The sequence below is a fragment of the Streptomyces sp. NPDC056452 genome (genome assembly GCF_042796085.1).
In the GTDB taxonomy this organism is placed as follows: Bacteria; Actinomycetota; Actinomycetes; order Streptomycetales; family Streptomycetaceae; genus Streptomyces.
Map to the genome: position 1 here is coordinate 87,052 of NZ_JBHTRI010000012.1, position 21,176 is coordinate 108,227.

A 21,176-nucleotide genomic window follows, 5' to 3' on the forward strand; every position below is an offset into this window, starting at 1 on the left:
ACAAAGGGGCGGAGTGGGCGCCCGGGGCGGCGGACACACCTGGGCCGTCGTACGGACGGGTCATGCCGGAGGGGTGTGCCCCCAGTGCTCGTTGGGGGCGGTGACTGCCCGGTCCTGGCGACCCGTGCACGCCAGATCCTTCGTCAGGTCTGCGGCGACGGTCTCGATGCCGATGGGGGCCGGACTCGGTACGCCCACTCCCTGGCCGGACACGGCGCATCGCAACTCACCGCCGTCGAGGCCGATCTGTGCGGAGACCGACGAGCCGACGGTCGGGCCGGCGGCGGTCGTGCAGCTGGTGATCGGGGCCGCAGCCGCCGCGTGGGCGGGACTTGCGGGCAGTACGGCGGCGGCCGGAGCGACCACTGACGCGTACGTGAACAGGAGCGCGGTTCTGAAATTCCCTGCGAGCATGCGTCGCATTCCTTCGGCGGGAGGATAGTGCGCCACAGTGTGGAATTGTGTTTGATTGAGCGTCAACGCTTTGCACGAGAATGAACAGGGAAGCGGCGAGTGCGCGATGGCGAACGCCGTTCGACGGGCCGTGAACGGGCCTGAAACGCCGGACCGGGCCCGCCGTCCCTGACTGTCACGGGGGCCTCTCCGATGCGTGTGAGGGGAAGGCCCCGCGACAGTCAGGATGAAGAAAGCCCTTTCATGGATCGACCAATCCGTGATTCGCTCGCCCTCACGTGCGATCGTCGCCTCCGCTGACCTGGAAGATCTGTCAACTCGGTTACGGGCAAGCCGCCTTGTTGTCCAGTGGTGCTCCGGCTCCAGTCACGGAGCGCCGCTTCTGAGGTCAGCGTTCGGCCGCACTCGGCTCCCACCCTTCTTTGCGGTCGGAGGCGTTGACTTGGCGGCGAGGTGGGGCGTAGAACTACGCCTGCGATCGATTGCGTTGCAACTTGGTGGCTTCTGTTGGAAATGGCTGGAACTGTGCGGGCAGGATGTGTTCCGGCTGAATTCACGACCGCCGTCATCCCTCGGCTCAATTACTCACGCCATGGAGGCATCATGTCGGTTGTCGGCCCGAACAATGACGATGTTCGTTCCACCTTTACGCGCAGGAACCTACTCAGAGGTGTGGGCGCGGCCGGACTGACCGTAGCCGCCGGAGGGGTGCTATCGGCCTGCGGTGACTCGGAGCCCGAGACCGGCAAGTCGTCGGGCCCGGTGGCCGGGAGCACGGTGACCTTCGGGTCGAACTACTCCGATCCTGCGACCAGGTCCGCGTTCGCGGCGCTCACCGGTTCCGCGGCGGCGTCGACCAAGACGAAGATCAAGATCAACACTGTTGACCACAACACTTTCCAGCAGAACATCACCAGCTACCTCCAGGGCACGCCGGACGACCTGTTCACCTGGTTCGCCGGATACCGCATGCAGTACTTCGCCGCCCAGGGACTGGCCGAGCCGATCGACGACGTGTGGGAGAAGATCGGCGGCAACTTCAACGACGTCGCCAAGAAACTCTCCACCGGCCTGGACGGCCACCACTACTTCGTGCCGATCTACAACTACCCCTGGGTCGTCTTCTACAGCAAGAGCCTCTTCGCGAAGAACGGCTACACCGTCCCCACCACCTGGGACGCCTACATGGCCCTGTGCAAGAAGATGAAGACCGACGGCCTGATCCCGATCGCGTTCGGCGACAAGGACGGCTGGCCGGCACTCGGCACCTTCGACATCCTCAATATGCGGATCAACGGCTACGACTACCACGTCAAGCTGATGAAGCACGAGATCCCGTGGACCGATCAGGGCGTGCACAACGTCTTCCAGCACTGGGCCGAGATGATGCCGTACGTGCAGAGCGGCGCCAACGGCCGGATCTGGCAGGACGCGGCCAAAACCCTGGAATCGAAGAAGGCCGGAATGATGTTCCAGGGAACCAACCAGGTCGCCGCACAGTTCGTCAGCGACAAAGCAGACCTCGACGACCTCGACTTCTTCCCCTTCCCCGCGATCAACCCGAAGTGGGGCCAGGACTACATGGACGCCCCGACCGACGGCTTCATGCTGAGCAAGAAGGCCAAGAACCCCGCAGCGGCCAAGGCCGTCCTGGAATACATCGGCACCGGTGAGGCCGAAGCCGAGTACCTCAAGACCGACCAGTGGGACGTCGGCCTGGCCAAGGGTCTGGTCGTCCCCACATACAACGCCATCCAGAAGAAGTCCGTGGCAGAGATCGGCAAGTGCAAGGCCGTCGCCCAGTTCATGGACCGCGACGCCGACCCCGCCATGGCCACAGCCATGATCTCCCTCATCCAGAAGTTCATCGACGACCCCGCCACCAACGGCATCGCGTCACTGCAGAAGAGCGCGGAGTCCCAGGCGAAGGCGATCTACACCGGATGACTACTGTCACTCGCACCCCCCGACCCCACATACCGCCCGACGCCCCGGCTGCCTGGAGGAAGCGCCGCGCACGGAGCACGAATTCCCGCGACCGTGCCGTCGCCGCCCTTCTGCTCGGCATCCCCTTGTTGCTCAGCCTGGGCTTCGTGTGGGTGCCGGCGCTCGGCACCGTACTGCTGTCGTTCACCCGGTGGAACGGCATCGGCGACCTGAGTACCAAGGCATGTGATCCCGCCCTGCCCTCGATCCTCAACAACGGCTGCGTCAACGGAATCCAGAACTACCACCAAGCCGCCACGAACTACCCGGAATTCTGGCCGGCGGTCCAGCACAATTTCATCTGGCTCGCTGTCTTCGTCGTGATCGCCACCCCGCTCGGCATGCTGTTCGCGGTCGTCATCGACCGGGGCATCAGCGGCAGCCGCATGTACCAGAGCATTCTGTTCCTGCCCGTCATGCTCTCCCTGGCGCTCGTCGGCATCATCTGGGAATTCATGTACTCCCAGAACTACGGCGTGATCAACACCGTCATCGGGCGCGCCGGAGACAACAACGCCATCGACTGGCTCGGTGACCCGGACCTGAACCTGTGGGCCGTCCTGGTCGAAGCCACCTGGCGGCAGGCGGGGTACGTGATGGTCCTCTACCTCGCAGGCCTGAAGGCCGTCGACCCGACCCTTCGGGAAGCCGCCCTCATCGACGGCGCCAACGCATGGCAGACGTTCTGGCGGGTCATTTTCCCCGCGATGCGACCCATCAACATCGTCATCATGGTCATCACCGGCATCGAGTCACTCCGTGCCTTCGACCTGGTCTACATCACCAACAAGGGCATCAACGGACTTGAGCTGCTGTCGGTCCTGGTCACCTCCAACATCGTCGGCGAGACCCAGCGCGTGGGCTTCGGATCCGCTCTCGGGGTCGTCCTGTTGCTGATCTCCCTGGTGCCGATCTGTCTCTTCCTCCATCAGACCTTCCGCAGGGAGCAAACACAGTGAGTTCCGAGACGCTGTCGAGGACCGCAGCACCGGTCGGTGACGTCCGGACAGTGCGCCCGCGGGGCCAGGTTCTCGCACAGGTCTTCCTGATCACCGCCTCCGTGCTGTGGCTGCTGCCCCTCCTGTTCGCGCTCTACATAGCGGTTCGCCCGTACTCCGACACCCGTAAGCACGGGTATGTGTCGCTGCCGCACGAGCTGACGCTGAGCAACTTCACCGACGCCTGGTCCCAGGCGAACATGGGGCAGTTCTTCTGGAACTCGGTCCTGATCACGGTGCCGGCGGTCGTCATCGTGCTCATGCTCGCCGCTGGTGCGGCCTTCGTCCTGACCAGGGTGAACATCAAGGTCAACGTGGCCCTGCTCATCCTGTTCACCGCCGGGAACCTGCTGCCCCAACAGGTGATCATCACCCCGCTGTTCCGGATGTACCTGAAGATCCCGCTGCCGTCGTTCCTCGCGGACAGCGGCCTGATGTACAACTCCCTCTTCGGCCTCGTCGTCATCAACGTGGCCTTCCAGTTGGGGTTCTGCGTCTTCGTGCTGAGCAACTACATGAAGTCCGTCCCCGCCGAGATGTACGAAGCCGCACTGGTGGACGGGGCGAGCCTGTGGACCCGCTTCTGGTCCCTCACGGTTCCCCTGTGCCGGCCTGCCCTGGCCGCGCTGGCCACCTTGCTGACGACCTGGATCTACAACGACTTCTTCTGGGCCATCACGCTGATGTCGTCCGGCGACAAACGCCCCGTCACCTCCGCGCTGGCCAATCTCCAGGGGCAGTTCGTGAGCAACCAGAACCTCATCGCGGCCGGCGCCATGATCGCGGCGATTCCGACCCTGGTGGTCTACATCCTGCTGCAGAAGCAGTTCATCGCGGGACTCTCCCTCGGCTCGAGCAAGGGGTGAGCAGGGAGCGCGAGGGGGGTGAGCTGGGGCTGCGCGGCCCCGATATCGACCGGCGCGGATCGACTTCTTTCGCGGGAGCCTTTCCCCCAGGCCTGTTTCCTGCCTTCCGGGGCACACGTGTTCCAACTACCGGAAGGAGTCACATCATGCTGGCGATAGCTGCTGCGGTGCTGTTCTTCATCGCTTTTCTGATCAACGCCGCCGACATAGCGACCAACGAGGTCTTCGCCTCGGTGAACGTCATGCTGCTGGGCCTGGGCCTGTTGGCCCTGCATGTCGCAGGCATCGGCAACGGGTGGAGAACGCGCCGACGGTGACACCGCCCGACCGGCTGCAGTCCACCTCGGACACCCGCAGAGAAGGAGAGAGCGCGCGATGACCCCGTTCGTGACGACCACAGCTGCCGACGCCTCAGCTGCTCCCGCATGGCTGCACGTGTTGGTGATGGCGGCGGCTGTCCTGATCCTCATCTACAGCCTTGCCCGACGCAGCGGCTGACCTGGCACCCCGAGGATCGGCGCTGCGTGTGGGCAGTGCCGGTGTGGTGCTGTGCAGCGGTTGAATCGAAGCGCTCGCCATGCGTTCGCTCCGAGGACGGGCGGCGAGGACCGGAGAGGTCCTCGCCGCCGCGTGCGTCCGCAGCCACTACCGCGAAGGGTCGAAGTCCCGCAGGTTGTCCAGGTCGTAGGTGGTGGCGCCCAGGGTGAGTTCGCCGCCCGACGTGGTGGCAGTGGGCGGGGTGCCCCTGCCGACGGCGAGGACGATCCTGAAGTCGGCCTCCGCACCCGTCCGGGTGACCTTGAACGCGCCCTTGTCCGTGGACAGTTCGGCGCCCTCCGGGCTCAGCACCCAGCCCTTCAGCCAGCTGTCGCCCTTCCTGAACAGGAAAGTCCGTGCGCCGGACTCCTCCTCGCCGAAGGTGATCGCGGTGCCTGCCTCGGGCGCGAGCTGCCAGGCGTACGTGTGCGAGGCACTGTTCGCGAAGGAGTCGTGGACAGCGACGACGGTGTCCGCACCGCCGGCCGGACGCATGTCCACCGCCAGGTCGCGACGTGCCTTCGTCACCTCGTAGTTGAGGTGGCTGTCGAGGGAGACGAAGCCGCCGCCCTGCCCCGGGTAGCTGCGGGACTCGAGCGTCTCGCCCCGGCCCGCGACGGAGTCCGTGCTGCGCTTCTCCGGGAAGCCGTCGATGAGCGGCTTGGAGAACAGCTCCCGCTTGGCGTAGTTCTTGGCCGGCTGCTGCGCCCACGTCACGTCATGGCTGACCAGTGAGAGGGCGAAGGTGTCGAAGCCGCCCCAGCCGATGTGGTTGTCGTTGCGGTTCTGCGCGCCGACCAGGACGTCGTCCTTGTCCTGGTAGCGGTTGCGGAACAGGTACGAGCCGCCGTGGTCGTCGAGCAGGGCCCGACGCACCGCGACGGGGGCCTCGTCGGGGTCCTGCGGAGTGACGCCGTACGGGTATTCGAGCAGTTCGTAGGCTCCGCCTCCACCGCCCGACCTCTCGTACTGCCACAGCCACGCCGCCTGCTGCTCGGCGGGCACCTGGGTGAAGATCAGGCCCGGCAGGGGGAGCGCACCCGTGGAGGTGCCGACCCCCCACTGCAGGCGGGCCTTGTCCGGCTGCAGCGAGCTGCTGTGCAGCAGGAGGTTGGCGAACCCCGGACGCTGCCACTTCGCCTTGAGCGCACCGATGCCCGAGTCGATCGAGCCGGTCACGCCGGGGCCGCCGACGCCGAGCCCGTAGCTGAAGTAGTCCAGGCCCTCCTGGTCCCAGCCGGTCTCCGAGTAGGCGGTGTCCAGGTGCCGGCCCATCGCGTCGATGAGCTGCGGGATCCGGTACTCCTGCAGGTCGAACGGGCCGTCGCCCCGTACCGCCAGACGCAGCGCCAGTTCTCCGCCGCGGACCACCGCCGTCCAGTTGCTCTGCTTGACCGGCAGGTCGAAGTTCGGGTGGTACGAGACCTCCAGGTAGGCGGCGACGCGCTGCAGTACCTTCTGCGCCTCGGTGCGCTGCGCGGGGGTCCAGCCCGGGTACGCCCAGTCGTAGGCGGCCGCCAGCGGAGCCGCGGCGTTGGCGGTCTCCAGCGCTGCCGCCCCGGCGTACGCGGTGCCGTTGACGAAGGGCATGGTCCGACCGGACTCGATCAGTGCGTCGTAGGCGGTCTGCGCGTACGCCGGGTCCTGGCCGACCTGGTAGAGGAGGGCTGCGTCCTGCGCCCAGGACGCCTGTGCCTCGCCCGGGCGGTAGTTGTAGGCGGGCAGGCCCTTGGCGACGCGGTTCACCAGGCCGTCGTACGTGGATCTGGGAGCGCCGTCCTGCCGGATGGCACTGCGCACGTCGGCGAGCTTGTCGTCGGTCACTCCCATCCGGGGGTGCTGCAGACCGGCCAGGGCCGCTGTGGCCAGGACCTTGCCGTCCTTGCCGGTGACGGCGAAGCCGGTGGCGCCTCTGCAGGCACTGTCCGACAGTGTGACGCCGCCCGTGGTGGCGTGGAAGGTGCCGACCTTGCGGGCCTTGTGGAGCTTCCCGTCGGCGACCTCCGAGCCGCCTGCGTACACCGTCAGTGGTGCCTTGCTGCCCGCCTTCAGTCGCCAGGCCAGGCGGGCGCCTGACTTGCCCTCCGTGGCCGTCAGTACATCGATCCGCTGCTCGTCGAGGAACACCGACGGCATGGTGACGGTCTCCGGGGCGGTGGTGCCCAGCGTCGAGCCGTCGGCGGCCAGCGCGACGACCTTGTACGTGTAGCGGCTGCCCGGCCGGCCGGAGCCGTCCTCGGCGGTCCACGCATCGGGGACCGCCCGGATCAGGGTCCGGCTGCCCGGGGTGAAGTCCGCGCGGGTGGAGCGGTGCACCTGGTAGGAGGCGGGGGTTCCCCCGACCGCGGCGAAGTGCCAGGAGAGCTGGACGGCACCGGTCGGCTGGACGCTGGCACCGACGGCGTTGCCGTCGATGTGCTCGACCCTGACGTTGTCGATCAGCATCCGTCCGGTGGACTGCTCGAGGGCGAGCAACAGGTTGACCGCCTTGGTCCCGGGCCGGGCCAGGACGACCGCATGCGCCTTGCGCCAGCCCGTGGTGCCGGAGATCCGGCCGACGAGGGCGTCATGGCCGAAACCGCGGGCCCACAGGTCACCGCCGTAGCCGGAAAGGCCGACGGCGCGTTCGTCGAAGCTGATCCGGTACGCCTGGAGCCCGGTGTTGTCGGTGACCGGGATGTCCTGGCCGATCGCGGCCTTGCCGGCGGCGTTGCCCAGGTCGAGCGCGAGGGCGCGGCTGCCGTCGGGGCCCGCACCGTCGATGACGGTGGCACGGCCGCTGTCGCGGTTCTCGCTCTGCGGCCAGCCGACGATGCCGCCGTCGGCCGCGACCTGCTCGAAGTCACCGTTGACGACCAGGGATTCGGCCGCATGGGCGTGCGGCGCCGGAAGGGACACGGCGAGTGCTCCCGCCATGGCCGCGCCGGCGACGGCGGCCCGGCTGACGCGGGAGGGTATGGCTCTGGGCATGATCTCTCCATCGAGGTCGTGGGCGGGGTACGAGGCATTTGCGGTGGGCAGGAGCGGCGGTGGCGGACGCCGGTGCCGTGCCGGATCTCGGGTCAGCCCTCGCCGCTGCCCGTGTACAGGTCGAGCTCCCCGTCGAGTTCGACGGCCAGCACGGTGGCGTACGGGTCGGAGACGGTCGGCACCTCGATGCGGACCACGCCGGGGACGCGGCGGCTCGGGAAGCCGCCGACGACCCGGTGTCCGAGTTCCTGGCCCGTGCCGAGGACGGAGATCCTCTTCACGGTGTTGTGCAGTCCACGGAGTTCGACGAAGACGCGAGGCGTGTCGAAGCAGACGAGGAAGAGCGTGCGACGGTCCTTGGAGAGCATGGACGGGCCGTAGTGGTGCCCGTACGGCAGGCCCGCCTCCGTCGGATACACGGCCTCCTGGTTGCGGCTGATCCACCGGCCGAGCCCTTCGAGGCGCTGCGCGTGCTCGGGACGGATCGTGCCGTCCTCCCTGGGGCCCGTGTTGAGCAGCAGGTTGCCGCCGTGACCGATGGTCTCGGCGAAGACCCGCACCAGCTCGCGCACGCTCTTGTGCCGGGTGTCCTGCGGCTGGTAGCCCCACAGGTCGCTGATCGTGTAGCAGAGTTCCCAGGGTCCCTCGGGCCGCCTGATCGGCACCCCGAGCTCAGCCGTCGCGAAGTCGCCGTGGCCGAGCATGCGTCCGTTGAGGACGGTCCCGGGACTCAGAGCGGATATCTCCTCACGGAGTTCCTTCATCCGCCACTGGCGTTCGTCCCGCTCCCACGCGCCGTCGAACCACAGCAGATCCGGGCGGTAGCCCTCGATCAGCTCGCGTATCTGGCCGCGGTGCACCACCTCGAGGTAGCGCTCCCAGCGCTCGGGGTCCTCGTGGCCCGGTGCGGGCATCGCATAGCGGTTGTCGACCCAAGGCCTGTGCAGCCTCGACGGCCGGACGCTCGGGTAGTCGGGGTGGCTCCAGTCGCTGTGCGAGAAGTAGAGACCGACGCGCAGGTCGTGCCGGCGCAGCGCTTCCGCGAACGGGCCGACGAGGTCGCGGGCCACCGGACTGCGCCGGGGCACCGAGAGGTCCGTCTGCGCGGTGTCCCAGAGTGCGACGCCGTCATGGTGCTTGGTGGTCAGTACGGCGTACCTGGCACCGGCCTTGCGGAAGAGCTTCGCCCAGTCGTCGGGGCGATAGCGGGAGGCGGTGAAGCCGTTCAGCTGAGCCAGGTACGTCTCGTACGGGACGTCCCCGCCGAAGAACGACCACGACTCGCCGACTCCGTCGACCGCGTAGATCCCCCAGTGGACGAAGATTCCGAGCTTGGCCTCGGAGAACCAGGGCTGCATGGTCACGCCGTGTGCTCCAGTTCCGTGCGGCTGACCGGGTGGGCGAAGGGCATTCCGGCGGCGAACCGGGCGACCTCCTCCACGGCGGAGTCCGCCATGCGCTGCAGTTCGTTGCCGAACGAGCCTGCGTAGTGCGGGGTGAGCAGGACGTTGGGCAGGTCGTAGAGAGGGGAGTCGGCGGGCAGCACCTCGGGCTCGGTGACGTCGATGACCGCGTGCAGCCGGCCGGCCACCAACTCCTCGGTGAGCGAGGACTGGTCGACGAGTGAGCCGCGCGAGGTGTTGATGACGGTGGCTCCGTCCCGCATCAGTCCGAATCTGCGGCGGTCGAGCAGATGGCGGGTGGCGGGGAGTTCCGGGGCGTGCAGGCTGATGACATCGGATGTCTCGCACAGTTCGTCGAGTCCGACGGTGCGCACACCGAGGTGTGCGGCCTCGGCGTCCGAGAGGTACGGATCGTGGACGACGACGTCGAGCGCGTACGGACCGAGCAGCTCGACGACACGGCGGCCGATGCGCGAGGCCCCGATGATGCCGACGGTGCGGCGGTAGTTGCCGACCTCGGGGAAGGCCGCACGCCAGTCGTGCTCGGTGCGGACGCGGCGGTACGCCTCGCGCACCTCCAGGATCCGCTTGTTGGAGAACAGGACGGCGGCCACGGTGTACTCCGCCACCGGCAGGGCGTTGGCCGCGGCTGCCGACGACACGGTGATCCCGCGTTCCCAGCAGTCGGCTGTGACGTGGCCCTTCACGGTCCCGGCGGCGTGCACGACCGCGCGCAGCCGGGGCGCCGCGGCCAGAACCTCGTCGTCGAGGACGGGGCAGCCCCAGAAGGTCAGCAGGACCTCGGCCGCCCCGAGCGCGGCCACTGCCGTGGCGTCGGAGAAGTCGTACGCCACGAAATCGGGGTCGCAGTCGGCGACCTGTGCGAGCCGGCGCCGCGTCCGCTCGCTCAGGAGCGAGGGAGCGAGCGAGGGCTCCATCGCCAGCAGTACGCGGGGGCGGCGGCGGGATTCCGCGGCCGGCGGTGGGGACTCTTCCGAGTCCGTGGTCAGCGCGGTCATGCTGCGACAGTAGGGATGGGCATTTCGATCGTCAAGATCGAACGATCGAAAATTCGAAAATGTGCTGATCGATCGCCGGAGTAGGCTGCTCAGGCAACGAAGCAGCTACGAGCCCAGGAGCAGGTGTGCGATACACGGTCGGCGAACGCCACGAGCGGATTCTTGAACTCGTGCGTGAACACGGGACCCTGCGCGTCACCGATCTCGCCGATCACTTGGGCATGTCCACCGTGACCGTGCGCCGCGACGTCGAGGCGCTGTCGTCGGCCGGGCGGCTGGACCGTGTGCGCGGCGCGGTCTCGTGGCCGGGTGCCCCCGCGCCGGCCGGGCGGGGGCCGCTGCAGAGCCCGATCGCCGCTCCCGCACCCGTCACCGCAGGCGAGGGACCCGCCATCGGGCTGGTCGTCCCCCAGTCCCAGCACTACTTCGGCGAGATCGTGCGAGGTGTCAGGGAGGCCGTGCAGGAGGCCGGAGGCCGTCTCGTGCTCGGCTTCTCGGGGTATGTCCCCGGCCAGGACGAGGTGCAGGCGCGCCGACTGCTCGAATCCGGAGTGGCCGGGCTGCTGCTTACTCCCGGCTGGATGTCGGACGGCACCGAGCAGGACGCGCCCGACCTCGACTTCGGCGTACCGACCGTGCTGCTCGAACGCCGGCCGGTGCCGGGAACACGGGCCGCCGAGTTCGACCACGTCTGCTCGGACCACTACGCCGGCGCAGGCCTCGCGGTCCGGCACCTGGCTTCACTCGGGCACCGGAACATCGCACTCGTCGCGGGCGCGAGCGCAACGGGTGTGCAGGTGCGGGACGGATATGAGACCGCACTGCGGACCATCGGAATGGCCGGGCCGCCGATCGATCCCATCGACCTCTACCTGGGTGCCCTGGACATGAGCCGTGTCGAGGCAGCCGCCGCGCAGCTGGCCGAGGCGGTCAGCGAGGGGAGGGTGACCGCGGCGCTGGTGCTCAGCGACACCGACGCGATCCTCCTGGTGCAGCAGCTGCGGGCCATGGAACCTCAGCTCAAGGTCCCCGGCGACGTGGCGGTCGTCGCCTACGACGACGAGGTGGCGGCCCTCTCGGATCTCCCGCTGACAGCCGTGGCGCCCCCGAAGTACGAAGTCGGCCGGGCGGCCGTGCATCTGCTCCTCCAGCGGATCCGGGAGGCAGCCGGCGGCCCCGGCCCGACCACCGCCCGAAGGCACCTCGCACTGCTGCCCGAGCTGCGCGTGCGGCGATCCTGTGGCGCAGGGTTCACGGGCTAGTTCATTCGATCGTTATGATCGAAGGATCGAAACATCGATCCCACCCCCTTGACTGCGATCGGAACGCTCGCCACTATTCGGAGCGTCGCCCGGAGCGCCGAGACATCGGATCTCTGAGGTCGAGTTCATGGCCCGACCACCTGGCCACCCCGTGACCGATCCGCGCCTGCCGCGTCGATCGGCGCGCACCGGCCGGGCGCGGTCACGGTCGGGCGCGCAGCGAGAAGGGGATCTCCATGTCGGTGACGACGAAGGGGCCGGAGGCGCAACCGATAGCGGTCGTCTCGAAGCCACCCGGGAAGGCGGAGCGGCCGAAGAGTGCGCTGCGCCACCGGCTGCACCGGGACCGGGCGCTGCTGTTGCTCATGGCGCCGGGGGTGGTCTTCTTCCTGATCTTCCAGTACGGCGCGTTGTTCGGGAACGTCATCGCGTTCAAGGACTACATGCCGTTCCTGGGTGTGGTGGACAGTCCATGGGTGGGATTGGCGAACTTCCGGACCCTGTTCGGTGAGGCGGCGTTCTGGGACGCGGCCCTGAATACCGTGGTTCTGTCCCTCGTGCAGTTGGTGTTCTACTTCCCGGTCCCGCTGGCGCTCGCACTGCTCCTGCACAGCCTGATGCAGGGGCGGGTGCGCAGGTTCGTGCAGAGCGTGGTGTATCTGCCCCACTTCATCTCATGGGTGATCGTGGTCGCCCTGTTCCAGCAGGTGATCGGCGCGGACGGGGTCATCAACGGCACGCTCGGCGGCTCCGACGGCCACCTGGTCGATGTCATCGGCAACCCTGATCTGTTCAAGCCGCTCATGGTCATGGAGCTGATCTGGAAGGAATGCGGCTGGGGCACCATCATCTTCCTCGCCGCGCTCGCCCAGATCGACGAGGGGCTCTACGAGGCCTCGGCGCTCGACGGGGCCGGTCCCTGGCGGCGCTTCTGGCACATCACGCTGCCTTCGCTGCGGGCGGTGATCTTCCTGCTGCTGATCCTGCGACTCGGCGACATCCTGTCGGTCGGCTTCGAGCAGATCCTGCTCCAGCGCGACGCGTTCGGCCCCGACGTGGCCGAGGTCATCGACACCTATGTCTTCTACCACGGCATCCGTGACCAGAACTGGGGCGTGGCCGCGGCGGCCGCGCTGTTCAAGGGCGTCATCGGCGCCTGCCTCGTCTTCACCGCGAACAAGATCGCTCACCGGATGGGCGAGCAGGGGGTGTACCGCTGATGAGCGCCGATGTGATGCAACGCGCCGAGCGACCCGCCTGGATGGAGAAGCCCAGGCCGGTCACCCAGGGAGTCAAGGGCCTGACCCTGGTCTTCACGGTACTGGTGGTGATCGTCCCGTTCTGGGTGGTGCTGGCGACCAGTTTCGCCCCCGACAAGCAGGTGATCGCCAATGGCGGCTATGCGCTGTGGCCCGACCGGTGGACCACCAACGCCTACGACTTGATCTTCTCGGGTGGGCAGATCACCCGGGCGATGCTGGTCTCCGGGGGCGTCACGGTCGTCGGTACGACGTTCAGCCTGGTCTGCACGATCATGCTGGCCTACGCCCTGGCCCGGCCGGGAGTCGTGGGCGGCAAGCCGGTCATGCTGCTCGTCCTGTTCACCTTCCTCTTCCCGGCCGGCATGATCCCCAGCTTCCTCGTGGTCAACGGCATGGGTATGCGCAACACCTACTGGGCGCTGTTCCTGCCCGTACTGATCAACGCGTTCAACCTGGTCGTGATGCGCGGCTTCTTCCAGGGCATCCCGGCCGAGCTCTTCGAGTCGGCGAAGATCGACGGCGCGGGTGAGCTGCGCACCCTGGTCACGATCGTGCTTCCGCTGTCGAAGGCGGTGATCGCGGTGGTCGGCCTGTTCTACGCCGTGGGCTACTGGAACGACTTCTTCCGCGCGATCCTCTACACCGACCAGGCGACGATGTGGCCGCTGCAGACCTGGATGCGCACCTATGTGGTGCAGAGCCAGAACTCCCTGATCTCGGTCCAGGGCGGTGTCAGCGAGCAGATCCAGTTCGCCCCGCAGACCGTGAACATGGCGGTCGTGGTGCTGGCCACCGTGCCGATCCTGTGTGTCTACCCCTTCATCCAGCGCTACTTCACCAAGGGCGTCCTGACCGGCGCCGTCAAGAGCTGAGCGCACCTCCGCACCACCCTCCGCACTGATTCACCCGCCCCGGTTCAGGGGCCCCTCATGAAGGATCGGTTCCCCATGTCCTCCGGCATCTCCCGCAGATCCGTCCTGCGCACGATCGGCATCGGCACCGCGCTGGCCGCCACGGGCGTCCCGCTCTCCGCCTGCTCCACGTCCGACGGCGGCAACGCCCTCACCAACGACGGCAAGAAGCTCGCGCCGTGGCCGACGTACACACCCCAGCCGGACGCGCCGAAGCCCGACCTCGCCCCGAGTGACAAGGGCGTGCAGCCGGCCTTCTTCTCGTACCCGGAGGAGCTGAAGCAGTCGGTCGCGGAGAAGCCCGGCGACGGATCCAAGGTGAAGGTGTGGACGATCACCTGGGGTGCTCCGCCCACCGCGAAGGCGAAGCACAAGCTCTGGCAGGCCCTGAACAAGGAGCTCGGCGTCGACCTGGACCTCGTCGTGATCCCCGCGATGGAGAGCCAGCAGAAGTTCGCGACGCTGGTAGCCGGGGGAGAACTGCCGGACATCATGTGCGTGTCGGCCAATCTGCCCAACCCGACCGAGCTGATCGCCGCCAAGTGCCAGGACCTCACCGAGTTCCTCTCCGGCGACGCGGTGAAGGCGTACCCCAACCTGGCCGCCGTCCCCACCTACGCCTGGAAGGCCGCCGGTCGCATCGGCGGAAGGATCTACCGGATACCGGTCGAGCGGGCACGTATCGGCCACTCGCTCTCCGCGAACATGGAGCGATTGAAGCAGGCCGGAATCTGGGTGCCGGAGATCGGCGGGATCGCGGTCGACGACTTCACCAAGGGCCTCCAGCAGCTCTCCGGCCGCAAGCAGTGGGGCATGGGCGTGGCCGGTCTCGGCGCGTTCGGCTTCAACTCGATCATGCCCGCCTTCGGTTCGCCCAACGCCTGGTCGGTGAAGGACGGACAGTTCAACTCCTCCATCGAGACCGATGAGTTCAGGGCGGGTCTCGAGCAGCTCGCGAAGTGGAAGCAGGCCGGCGTCTACCGCGCGGACCCGCTGTCGCACGACGCCTCGCTCGGCATCGACTTCCAGACCGGCATCACGGCCACCGTGTCCAGGGCCAACGTCGACTTCACCGGCAACGCCGTCGCCATCAAGGACGGTTTCACGCTCGAGACCGTCCGTCCGTTCAAGCCGTCCAACGGAGCCCGGCCCGGACACTGGTTCTCTCCGGGCGCCGACTACACGACCGTCCTGAAGAAGGCCTCCAAGGACCGCGTCAAGCTCCTCCTGCGCGTGCTCGACTACATGGCCGCCCCGTTCGGCACCAAGGAGTACGAGCTCCTCACCTACGGCGTCGAGGGCACCCACTTCGAACGTTCCGCCGACGGCAGCCCGGCGCTGAACGAGATGGCGCTCAACGGCGACAACAAGGACACCCTCGGCATCGCCTTCATGGCCTGCTCGCAGCAGGTGCTCTTCCTGCCGGCCTCCGTCCCGGCGGCGGCCGACCTCGTCGAGCGGCGTCACGCCTTCCAGACCGAGATCGCCGAAGTCGGCATCGCGGACCCGTCGGTGGGTCTGCTCTCCAAGACCATGAACGCCAAGCTGAACGAGCTGCAGCTGCTCAGGGAGGACGCCATGAAGGCGATCATCATGGGCCGCAAGCCCCTCTCCAGCTGGGACGCGACGATCAAGGACTGGAAGGCCAAGGGCGGCGACCAGGCCGCGGACGAATACGCCAAGGCGCACGCAGCGGCCCAGGCCTGACCGAAACGTCCGGCAGAACCCTCCCTCCGGCCTCATGGGGGAGGGCCCCGGCCCGACACGCACCACGGACCCCTGCATGTCCGGGCGGCGGGACGCCGCCGCTATGACATGCACCAGCCATGATCCCCACGTCAAGGCACGTGCACGAGCCGCCACTCGTTGCCGACAACCCCGACAACGACGACGCAGGCATTCCACGACAAAGGAGTCGGAAGAATGGCCAAGCGCCAGCAGCACACCCCCCATGCCCGCCGCGCAGGCCTCACCGCCGCAGTAGCCGCACTTCTCTGCGCCGCGACCCTGGCCCCCGGACCGGCCCAGGCCGCCGCGGCAGCTGTGGTCGACCCCAACACCCCCGCCGGCGTCCGCCCCAACGGCGGGAGCTCTCACGGCACGCTCGTGTTCAGCGACGAGTTCCTGGGCACCTCGCTCGACACGTCCAAGTGGTCCACAGTCGACTCGATGCGCCGCGACGGCCAGTACTTCGACAGCTGGTGGAAGCCGTCGAACGTCAAGGTCAACCCCAACCCTGACTCCGTCAACGTCGGCAACCTGTGGATCTCACTGTCGAAGTTGAGCTCCACCGAGTACGCCACGGGCCAGATCGAGGGCCGGGGGAAGTTCGAGTTCACCTACGGAACCGTCGAATGGCGCGCCCAACTGCCGCCCAACAACGACCTGTTCGGCGCCCTGTGGCTGATGCCACCCGGTGGCATCAACGGGGTGGACGGCACGGCCCGCGACGGCGGCGAGTACGACGTGGTCGAGAGCTTCCACGCCGACGACACCTACGCCAACACGATCCACTACGACGGCTACGGCGCCGACCACAAGTCGTCCGGAGTGGCGGCGAACGCCCCCGGCCTGCATACCGGCTACCACACGTATGCGGTCGAATGGCGGCCGGACCGGATCGTCCACCGGTACGACGGCGCGGTCGTACGGGACATCACCGATCCGAAGCTGATCAGCCAGGTCCCCATGTTCCCGGTGATCTCCAGCGAGTCCGCCGAATGGGCCGCCGGCTCGATCTACGACGCCCCCCTCGACCACCGCTCGAACATGTACGTCGACTACATCCGCGTCTGGCAGTAGCCCCTGTCGCACAGGCCCGGGCCCCGGCCCGCATGAACCCACCGGCCCGCCGGACGGCGGCGGGCCGGTGCCCTTTCCGACCCCAGGAGACACGATGCAGAGCCGCACACTCTCCCTTTCCCCCCGCCCCCGAGGACTGCTGCGCAGACTGGCGGTCCTCGCGGCGGCACTGATGGCCGCTGTGCCGGTGATCAGCAGCCCCGCCGTGGCCGACGCACCGGCGGCCGACGCCGCGAGTTACCCGGTCTACGTCAACGAGCGCGGCGCGGGCCGGCCCGACCTGGTGCAGTACGGTTCCACCCGCTCCACGGTCGTGTACGACGTGTTCGCCTACACCTGCGACACCGGCGGGTGCTACTCCAACGGCGGTGCGCTGCCGAGCCAGGCCACGTACGAGGCCAAGGTCAAGGAGTACATGGGTGCCAACCAGTTCGGCGGCCTGGCGACGGCGCCCGTCGTACTCGACTTCGAGGCGATCGAACTCACCCAGGTCGCGACCGGTCAGACGGCCACCAACGCCTACAACCTGTGGCGACAGCTCCTCACCTGGACCCGTAACGCCGCACCTCAGGCGCCGATCTGCCACTACGGCTACGACTGGCTGACCCAGAACCAGGCCCTGATCAAGCAGCTGCACACGGACAATCTGCTCAACTGCTTCGCACCACGCGCCTATTTCAACGACGGCCAGTCGCTGGCCAGTTGGGACAGCAACCTGGACGCCTCCGTCGCCCGTGACCGTGCCATGGCGCCGAGCCACCCCATCTACCCGTACGTCAGCCCGACCGCCTTCCCCTCCGAGACCTTCGTGCCGGGCACCACCTGGGCGCACATGTTCGCCGCGGTGAAGGCCAAGACGGACGGCGTCGTCGTCTGGGAGCCGAGCATCCGGGACGCCAACGCCTGCGCCTGGATATCGCAGCACTCGTACGAGATGGGCGTCATCACCGGGACCAGCAGCAGCGGCCCGTTGAGGGCTTCGGCGACGATGCCGAGCGGCAACTGCATCGTGAATCGCGGCACCACCACCAGCATCCCGGTCACGATCACCAACACGTCGACCACCACCACGGCCGCCACCCAGATGCAGAGCTTCACCGGGACCACGGGCTTCTCCGGCAGCTGGCAGTACTGGAACGTGCCGTCCCTGGCGCCGGGCGCCACCTGGAACACCACCCTCCCGATGACGATCGCCGCGACGCAGACGGCAGGCACCGCACTGCTCCACATCCGCACAGGCCTCAGCGACACGCGCTGGGCGGTGATCGTCAAGTGAAATGAGGCATGACCCGCACGTTCCGGCACCACCAGCGGCGACGTACGAGCACTGATCCACGGGCCCTCCCCTTGCGAGGGCGGAGCCCGTGGATCGTCGCCCGGCCCGGGACGGCCGGGCGATGACAGGACGGACCGATGCGGCCGAGTCGTCGGCGCTCACCGTGTCGCCCCGTCGTCACTGGTAGATTTTCATGGTGAGTACGACCGAGCCGAACGGCTCCCACGTCCAGTTCTGCCTGGACCTGCCGCCCCGGGTGGCGAACCTGGGCGTCGGGGTGCACGGGACCACCGGCCTGCGGGACGTCTTCCGGCTTCCGGACCTGTGGCAGCTGCACCTGTACCGGTACGCCGCCGAACTGACCGTCGACGGTGTGGCTCATGCCATCCGGCCCGGCAGGGTGAGCCTGGTGCCGCCCGGGGCAGTCGTGGAGTTCCGCTACGGCGGGCGGTCCGAGCACCTCTACGTGCACTTCGAACTCCCGCAGTCCGGCAACCCGTTGACCGTTCCGGTGATGCAGGACGCCGGCGCCGAGACGCTCATCCTCACCGACCTGCTGCAACAGGCCGTCGCGGTGGCTCCGCGCAACCCCGCCCGGGCGGCGGCCGAGGTGTGGGCCGCGCTGTGGCGGGTCGCCGGTCTGGCGGCGCCCGCGGGCGGAGTGGAGGAGCGGGGGCACACCGCGGCGGCCGCGGCCGTTGCCCACATCGAGTCCCATCTGGCGGGACCCCTGACCGTGCCCGAGGTGGCCGCGGCTGCCGGGATCTCGCACAACCACCTCATCCGGCTGTTCCGGGCCGAAACCGGCGGCACGGTGGTGGCGTACATCCGCAGGCGCAGGATGGAACGGGCCCGGCATCTGCTCCGGGAGTCGACGCTGTCGATCCCCGCCGTGGCGGTCCTGGTCGGTATCGGCGATCTGCAGGCCTTCAACAAGGCATGCCGGCGCGAACTGGGCGCGTCCCCGCGCGCGATCCGCGCCGGCAGCGGCTGACCTCAGTCGCGGCCCGCGCCCCGGTAGAGGTCCAGTTCACCGTCGAGTTCCACGGCGAGAACGGTCGCGTACGCGTCGACATCGGCGCTCACCGGGGCGTCGATCCAGGTGACGCCGGGCACTTCGCCGAGACCGCCGATGACCTGGTGGGGCAGCTCCGTTCCCGTACCGACCACGCTCACGCGCTTGACCGGCGTCCGCAGACCGCGCAGTCCGACGGTTTCGCGCGGGGCGTCGAAGCAGACCAGATACAGGGTGCGGCGGTCGGCGGACAGGGTGCTCGGACCGTAGTGGTGACCGGCGGGCAGGCCGGCCACCGTTGCGTACACGGCACTGCGGTGCTTGTCGATCCAGCCACCGAGGCCCTCGAGACGCTCGACCTGGGCGGCCGGGATGGTGCCGTCCTCCTGCGGGCCCACGTCGAGCAGCAGATTGCCGCCCATGCCGATGGTCTCCGCGAAGTAGCGCACCAGCTGGCCGACCGACTTCTGGTTGTCGTCCTGGTGCTGGTAGCCCCAGGAGTCGTTGACCGTCAGGCACAGCTCCCACGGCCCGTCGGGGGCCCGGAGCGGAACACCCTGCTCGGGTGTGGCGTAGTCGCCGTAGCACAGCATGCGCGCGTTGAGGACGGTGTCGGGGTTGCCCGCGAGGATCTCCTCGGAGAGCTCCCGCATCCTCCACTGGTCCTCGCTGCGCTCCCACTCGCCGTCGAACCACAGCAGGTCGGGGCGGAAGCGCTCGACGAGCTCGCCGACCTGGGCGTTGCGGTACGAGAGGTAGCGTGCCCAGGCCTCGGGGTCCTCGACACCGTCCTTCGGCGTCACATAGCGGTTGGTGCGCACGTCGTCGTTGGGCGGGTCGGGGTGCACCACGCTCGCGTAGTCGGGGTGGTTCCAGTCCGAGTGGGAGTAGTACAGGCCCACCTTGAGGCCCTGCTCCCGCAGGGCCTCCGCGTAACCGGAGATCAGGTCACGGCCGGCCGGGGTGTGTTCCACGACGTTCAGATCGCCCTGCCCGGTGTCCCACAGAGCCACCCCGTCGTGGTGCCGGGCGGTGAGCACCGCGTACTTCGCTCCGGCCTTCGCGAACACCTCGGCCCATGCCTTCGGGTCGTAGTTCGAGGCGGTGAAGCCGTCGAGCTGCTTCATGTACCGCTCGTGGGGGATCTTGCCCGAGTAGAAGGACCAGGACTCGGGAACGCCGTCGACGGCGTAGATCCCGTAGTGGATGAAGATGCCCAACTTGGCATCGGAGAACCAGGGCTGCATCGGCATGTGCTCACGCTAGGCAGGGAGCCGGGTTCCGCGCGTGGGGTGTAGTCACCACTGGTGGTTGGTTTTCACCCTACGGGACCGTTGCCCAGGCAGTGGCCGTGGAGGGAAACGGAGAGACGTCCGATGGCTGTCGAGCACCGGCGCTTCCGCTCAAACGGCGGGCGGAGTGCGTGGGTTAGTGGGGTTCTGAGGGGCGGATCCGAGGCTGTGATCGGGTCATTCTCGGGATCCCGGCGGTCGGCCGGCCCGTTTTGGGGCTTGACTGGGAAGAAAGATCCGATGAATATTCTTCTCGTTCGCTGTGGACCCGCAACCTGCCCAGATCGCAAGGACAAACACGTGAAACTGCTGCGTCTCGGTGCTCCCGGTGAAGAGCGCCCGGCCGTCCGCACCGACGACGGCCGGGTGCTCGACCTGTCCTCCGTCACCCCGGACATCGACGGTGCCTTCTTCGCCTCGAACGGCATCGGCCGTGCCCGCGCGGCACTCGCGTCCGGCGGGCTGCCCGCACTGGACGCCGAGGGCGTACGCATCGGAGCGCCTGTCGCCCGTCCGGGCAAGGTCGTCTGCGTCGGCCTCAACTACCGCGATCACGCAGCCGAAACAGGTGCGCAGATTCCCGGACGGCCCGTCGTCTTCATGAAGGACCCCGGCACCGTCATCGGTCCGTACGACGAGGTGCTCATACCGCGCGGCTCGTCGAGGACCGACTGGGAGGTCGAGCTCGGCGTCGTCATCGGCACGCGGGCCCGCTACCTGGAGAGCCCGCAGCAGGCACTCGGTCACATCGCCGGGTACGCCGTCAGCCACGACGTCTCCGAGCGCGAGTTCCAGCTCGACTACTCCCCGCAGTGGGACCTCGGGAAGTCCTGCGAGACCTTCAACCCGCTCGGCCCCTGGCTCGTCACCGCCGACGAGATCGACGACCCGCAGAATCTGGCCCTGAGGCTGACCGTCAACGGGGTGAAGCGCCAGCGCGGCAGCACCCGCGACATGATCTTCCAGGTCGCCTACCTCGTCGCGTACCTGAGCAACTACATGGTGCTCGAGCCGGGAGACGTCATCAACACCGGAACCCCCGCGGGCGTCGCCCTCGGGCTGCCCGGCAACCCGTACCTGCGCCCCGGCGACACCGTCGAGCTCGACATCGACGGCCTCGGCAGCCAGCGCCAGACCTTCGCACAAGCCTGAGAGGCCCGAAC

18 protein-coding genes are annotated in these 21,176 nt (G+C 68.1%); 13 read left to right on the plus strand and 5 right to left on the minus strand.

The features are described from left to right. Positions 1-60: 60 nt before the first annotated feature. On the minus strand, positions 61-414 hold the full coding sequence (locus ACFQ6X_RS14485) for a hypothetical protein (RefSeq protein ID WP_383181089.1): 354 nt from the start codon (positions 412-414) through the stop codon (positions 61-63). 603 nt (positions 415-1,017) lie between these two features. On the opposite strand from ACFQ6X_RS14485, the gene ACFQ6X_RS14490 reads away from it, so the two are divergent. From ACFQ6X_RS14490 to ACFQ6X_RS14510, 5 genes are all read left to right on the plus strand, one after another. Then, positions 1,018-2,361, plus strand: coding sequence for an ABC transporter substrate-binding protein (locus tag ACFQ6X_RS14490; RefSeq protein ID WP_383181092.1), 1,344 nt, complete (start codon positions 1,018-1,020; stop codon positions 2,359-2,361). After that, a complete protein-coding gene (locus ACFQ6X_RS14495; protein ID WP_383181095.1) occupies positions 2,358-3,359 on the plus strand; it encodes a carbohydrate ABC transporter permease in 1,002 nt (333 codons plus the stop codon). Before ACFQ6X_RS14490 ends, ACFQ6X_RS14495 begins: the two co-directional genes overlap by 4 nt. Continuing rightward, on the plus strand, positions 3,356-4,264 hold the full coding sequence (locus tag ACFQ6X_RS14500; protein ID WP_383181098.1) for a carbohydrate ABC transporter permease: 909 nt from the start codon (positions 3,356-3,358) through the stop codon (positions 4,262-4,264). The genes ACFQ6X_RS14495 and ACFQ6X_RS14500 overlap by 4 nt, the downstream gene beginning before the upstream one ends. A gap of 146 nt (positions 4,265-4,410) precedes the next feature. Further along, complete coding sequence (locus ACFQ6X_RS14505; protein ID WP_351181839.1) at positions 4,411-4,581, plus strand: hypothetical protein; 171 nt, start codon at positions 4,411-4,413, stop codon at positions 4,579-4,581. A gap of 58 nt (positions 4,582-4,639) precedes the next feature. Beyond that, positions 4,640-4,762 carry a hypothetical protein gene (locus ACFQ6X_RS14510; RefSeq protein WP_383181101.1) on the plus strand — a complete coding sequence of 41 codons (123 nt, stop codon included), beginning with the start codon at positions 4,640-4,642 and terminating at the stop codon, positions 4,760-4,762. A 147-nt stretch (positions 4,763-4,909) separates the two neighbouring features. Here ACFQ6X_RS14510 and ACFQ6X_RS14515 read toward each other — a convergent pair whose 3' ends face one another. From ACFQ6X_RS14515 to ACFQ6X_RS14525, 3 genes are all read right to left on the minus strand, one after another. Beyond that, positions 4,910-7,771, minus strand: a complete 2,862-nt coding sequence (locus tag ACFQ6X_RS14515) for a hypothetical protein (protein WP_383181104.1) — start codon at positions 7,769-7,771, stop codon at positions 4,910-4,912. Between the two features lie 92 nt (positions 7,772-7,863). Beyond that, a complete protein-coding gene (locus tag ACFQ6X_RS14520) occupies positions 7,864-9,135 on the minus strand; it encodes an alpha-L-fucosidase (RefSeq protein WP_383181107.1) in 1,272 nt (423 codons plus the stop codon). Continuing rightward, positions 9,132-10,112, minus strand: coding sequence for a hydroxyacid dehydrogenase (locus ACFQ6X_RS14525; protein ID WP_383181394.1), 981 nt, complete (start codon positions 10,110-10,112; stop codon positions 9,132-9,134). The genes ACFQ6X_RS14520 and ACFQ6X_RS14525 overlap by 4 nt, the downstream gene beginning before the upstream one ends. Before the next feature lie 206 nt (positions 10,113-10,318). Here ACFQ6X_RS14525 and ACFQ6X_RS14530 point away from each other — a divergent pair, with 206 nt between their 5' ends. The 7 genes from ACFQ6X_RS14530 to ACFQ6X_RS14560 all read left to right on the plus strand — a co-directional run bounded on the left by ACFQ6X_RS14530 (position 10,319) and on the right by ACFQ6X_RS14560 (position 18,700). Beyond that, positions 10,319-11,455: a substrate-binding domain-containing protein gene (locus ACFQ6X_RS14530; RefSeq protein WP_383181110.1), complete on the plus strand. Its 1,137-nt coding sequence runs from the start codon at positions 10,319-10,321 to the stop codon at positions 11,453-11,455. A 236-nt stretch (positions 11,456-11,691) separates the two neighbouring features. Continuing rightward, the gene (locus tag ACFQ6X_RS14535) at positions 11,692-12,675 is read left to right on the plus strand and encodes an ABC transporter permease (protein ID WP_383181113.1); all 984 of its coding nucleotides are present in this window, start codon (positions 11,692-11,694) and stop codon (positions 12,673-12,675) included. Continuing rightward, the gene (locus ACFQ6X_RS14540) at positions 12,675-13,589 is read left to right on the plus strand and encodes a carbohydrate ABC transporter permease (protein ID WP_383181116.1); all 915 of its coding nucleotides are present in this window, start codon (positions 12,675-12,677) and stop codon (positions 13,587-13,589) included. The genes ACFQ6X_RS14535 and ACFQ6X_RS14540 overlap by 1 nt, the downstream gene beginning before the upstream one ends. 75 nt (positions 13,590-13,664) lie before the next feature. Beyond that, positions 13,665-15,335 (plus strand): sugar ABC transporter substrate-binding protein, encoded by a 1,671-nt coding sequence (locus tag ACFQ6X_RS14545; protein ID WP_383181119.1) that lies wholly within the window; start codon positions 13,665-13,667, stop codon positions 15,333-15,335. Between the two features lie 216 nt (positions 15,336-15,551). Continuing rightward, positions 15,552-16,430, plus strand: a complete 879-nt coding sequence (locus ACFQ6X_RS14550; RefSeq protein ID WP_383181122.1) for a family 16 glycosylhydrolase — start codon at positions 15,552-15,554, stop codon at positions 16,428-16,430. Between the two features lie 94 nt (positions 16,431-16,524). Continuing rightward, positions 16,525-17,706 (plus strand): hypothetical protein, encoded by a 1,182-nt coding sequence (locus tag ACFQ6X_RS14555; protein WP_383181125.1) that lies wholly within the window; start codon positions 16,525-16,527, stop codon positions 17,704-17,706. Between the two features lie 196 nt (positions 17,707-17,902). After that, complete coding sequence (locus ACFQ6X_RS14560) at positions 17,903-18,700, plus strand: AraC family transcriptional regulator (protein WP_383181128.1); 798 nt, start codon at positions 17,903-17,905, stop codon at positions 18,698-18,700. Positions 18,701-18,702: 2 nt separating this feature from the next. On the opposite strand, the gene ACFQ6X_RS14565 is transcribed toward ACFQ6X_RS14560, so the two are convergent. After that, entirely contained in the window at positions 18,703-19,974 is a 1,272-nt protein-coding gene (locus ACFQ6X_RS14565) for an alpha-L-fucosidase (protein ID WP_383181131.1), read from the minus strand. 339 nt (positions 19,975-20,313) lie between these two features. On the opposite strand from ACFQ6X_RS14565, the gene ACFQ6X_RS14570 reads away from it, so the two are divergent. Continuing rightward, complete coding sequence (locus ACFQ6X_RS14570) at positions 20,314-21,165, plus strand: fumarylacetoacetate hydrolase family protein (protein ID WP_383181134.1); 852 nt, start codon at positions 20,314-20,316, stop codon at positions 21,163-21,165. The last annotated feature ends 11 nt before the right edge of the window (positions 21,166-21,176 follow it).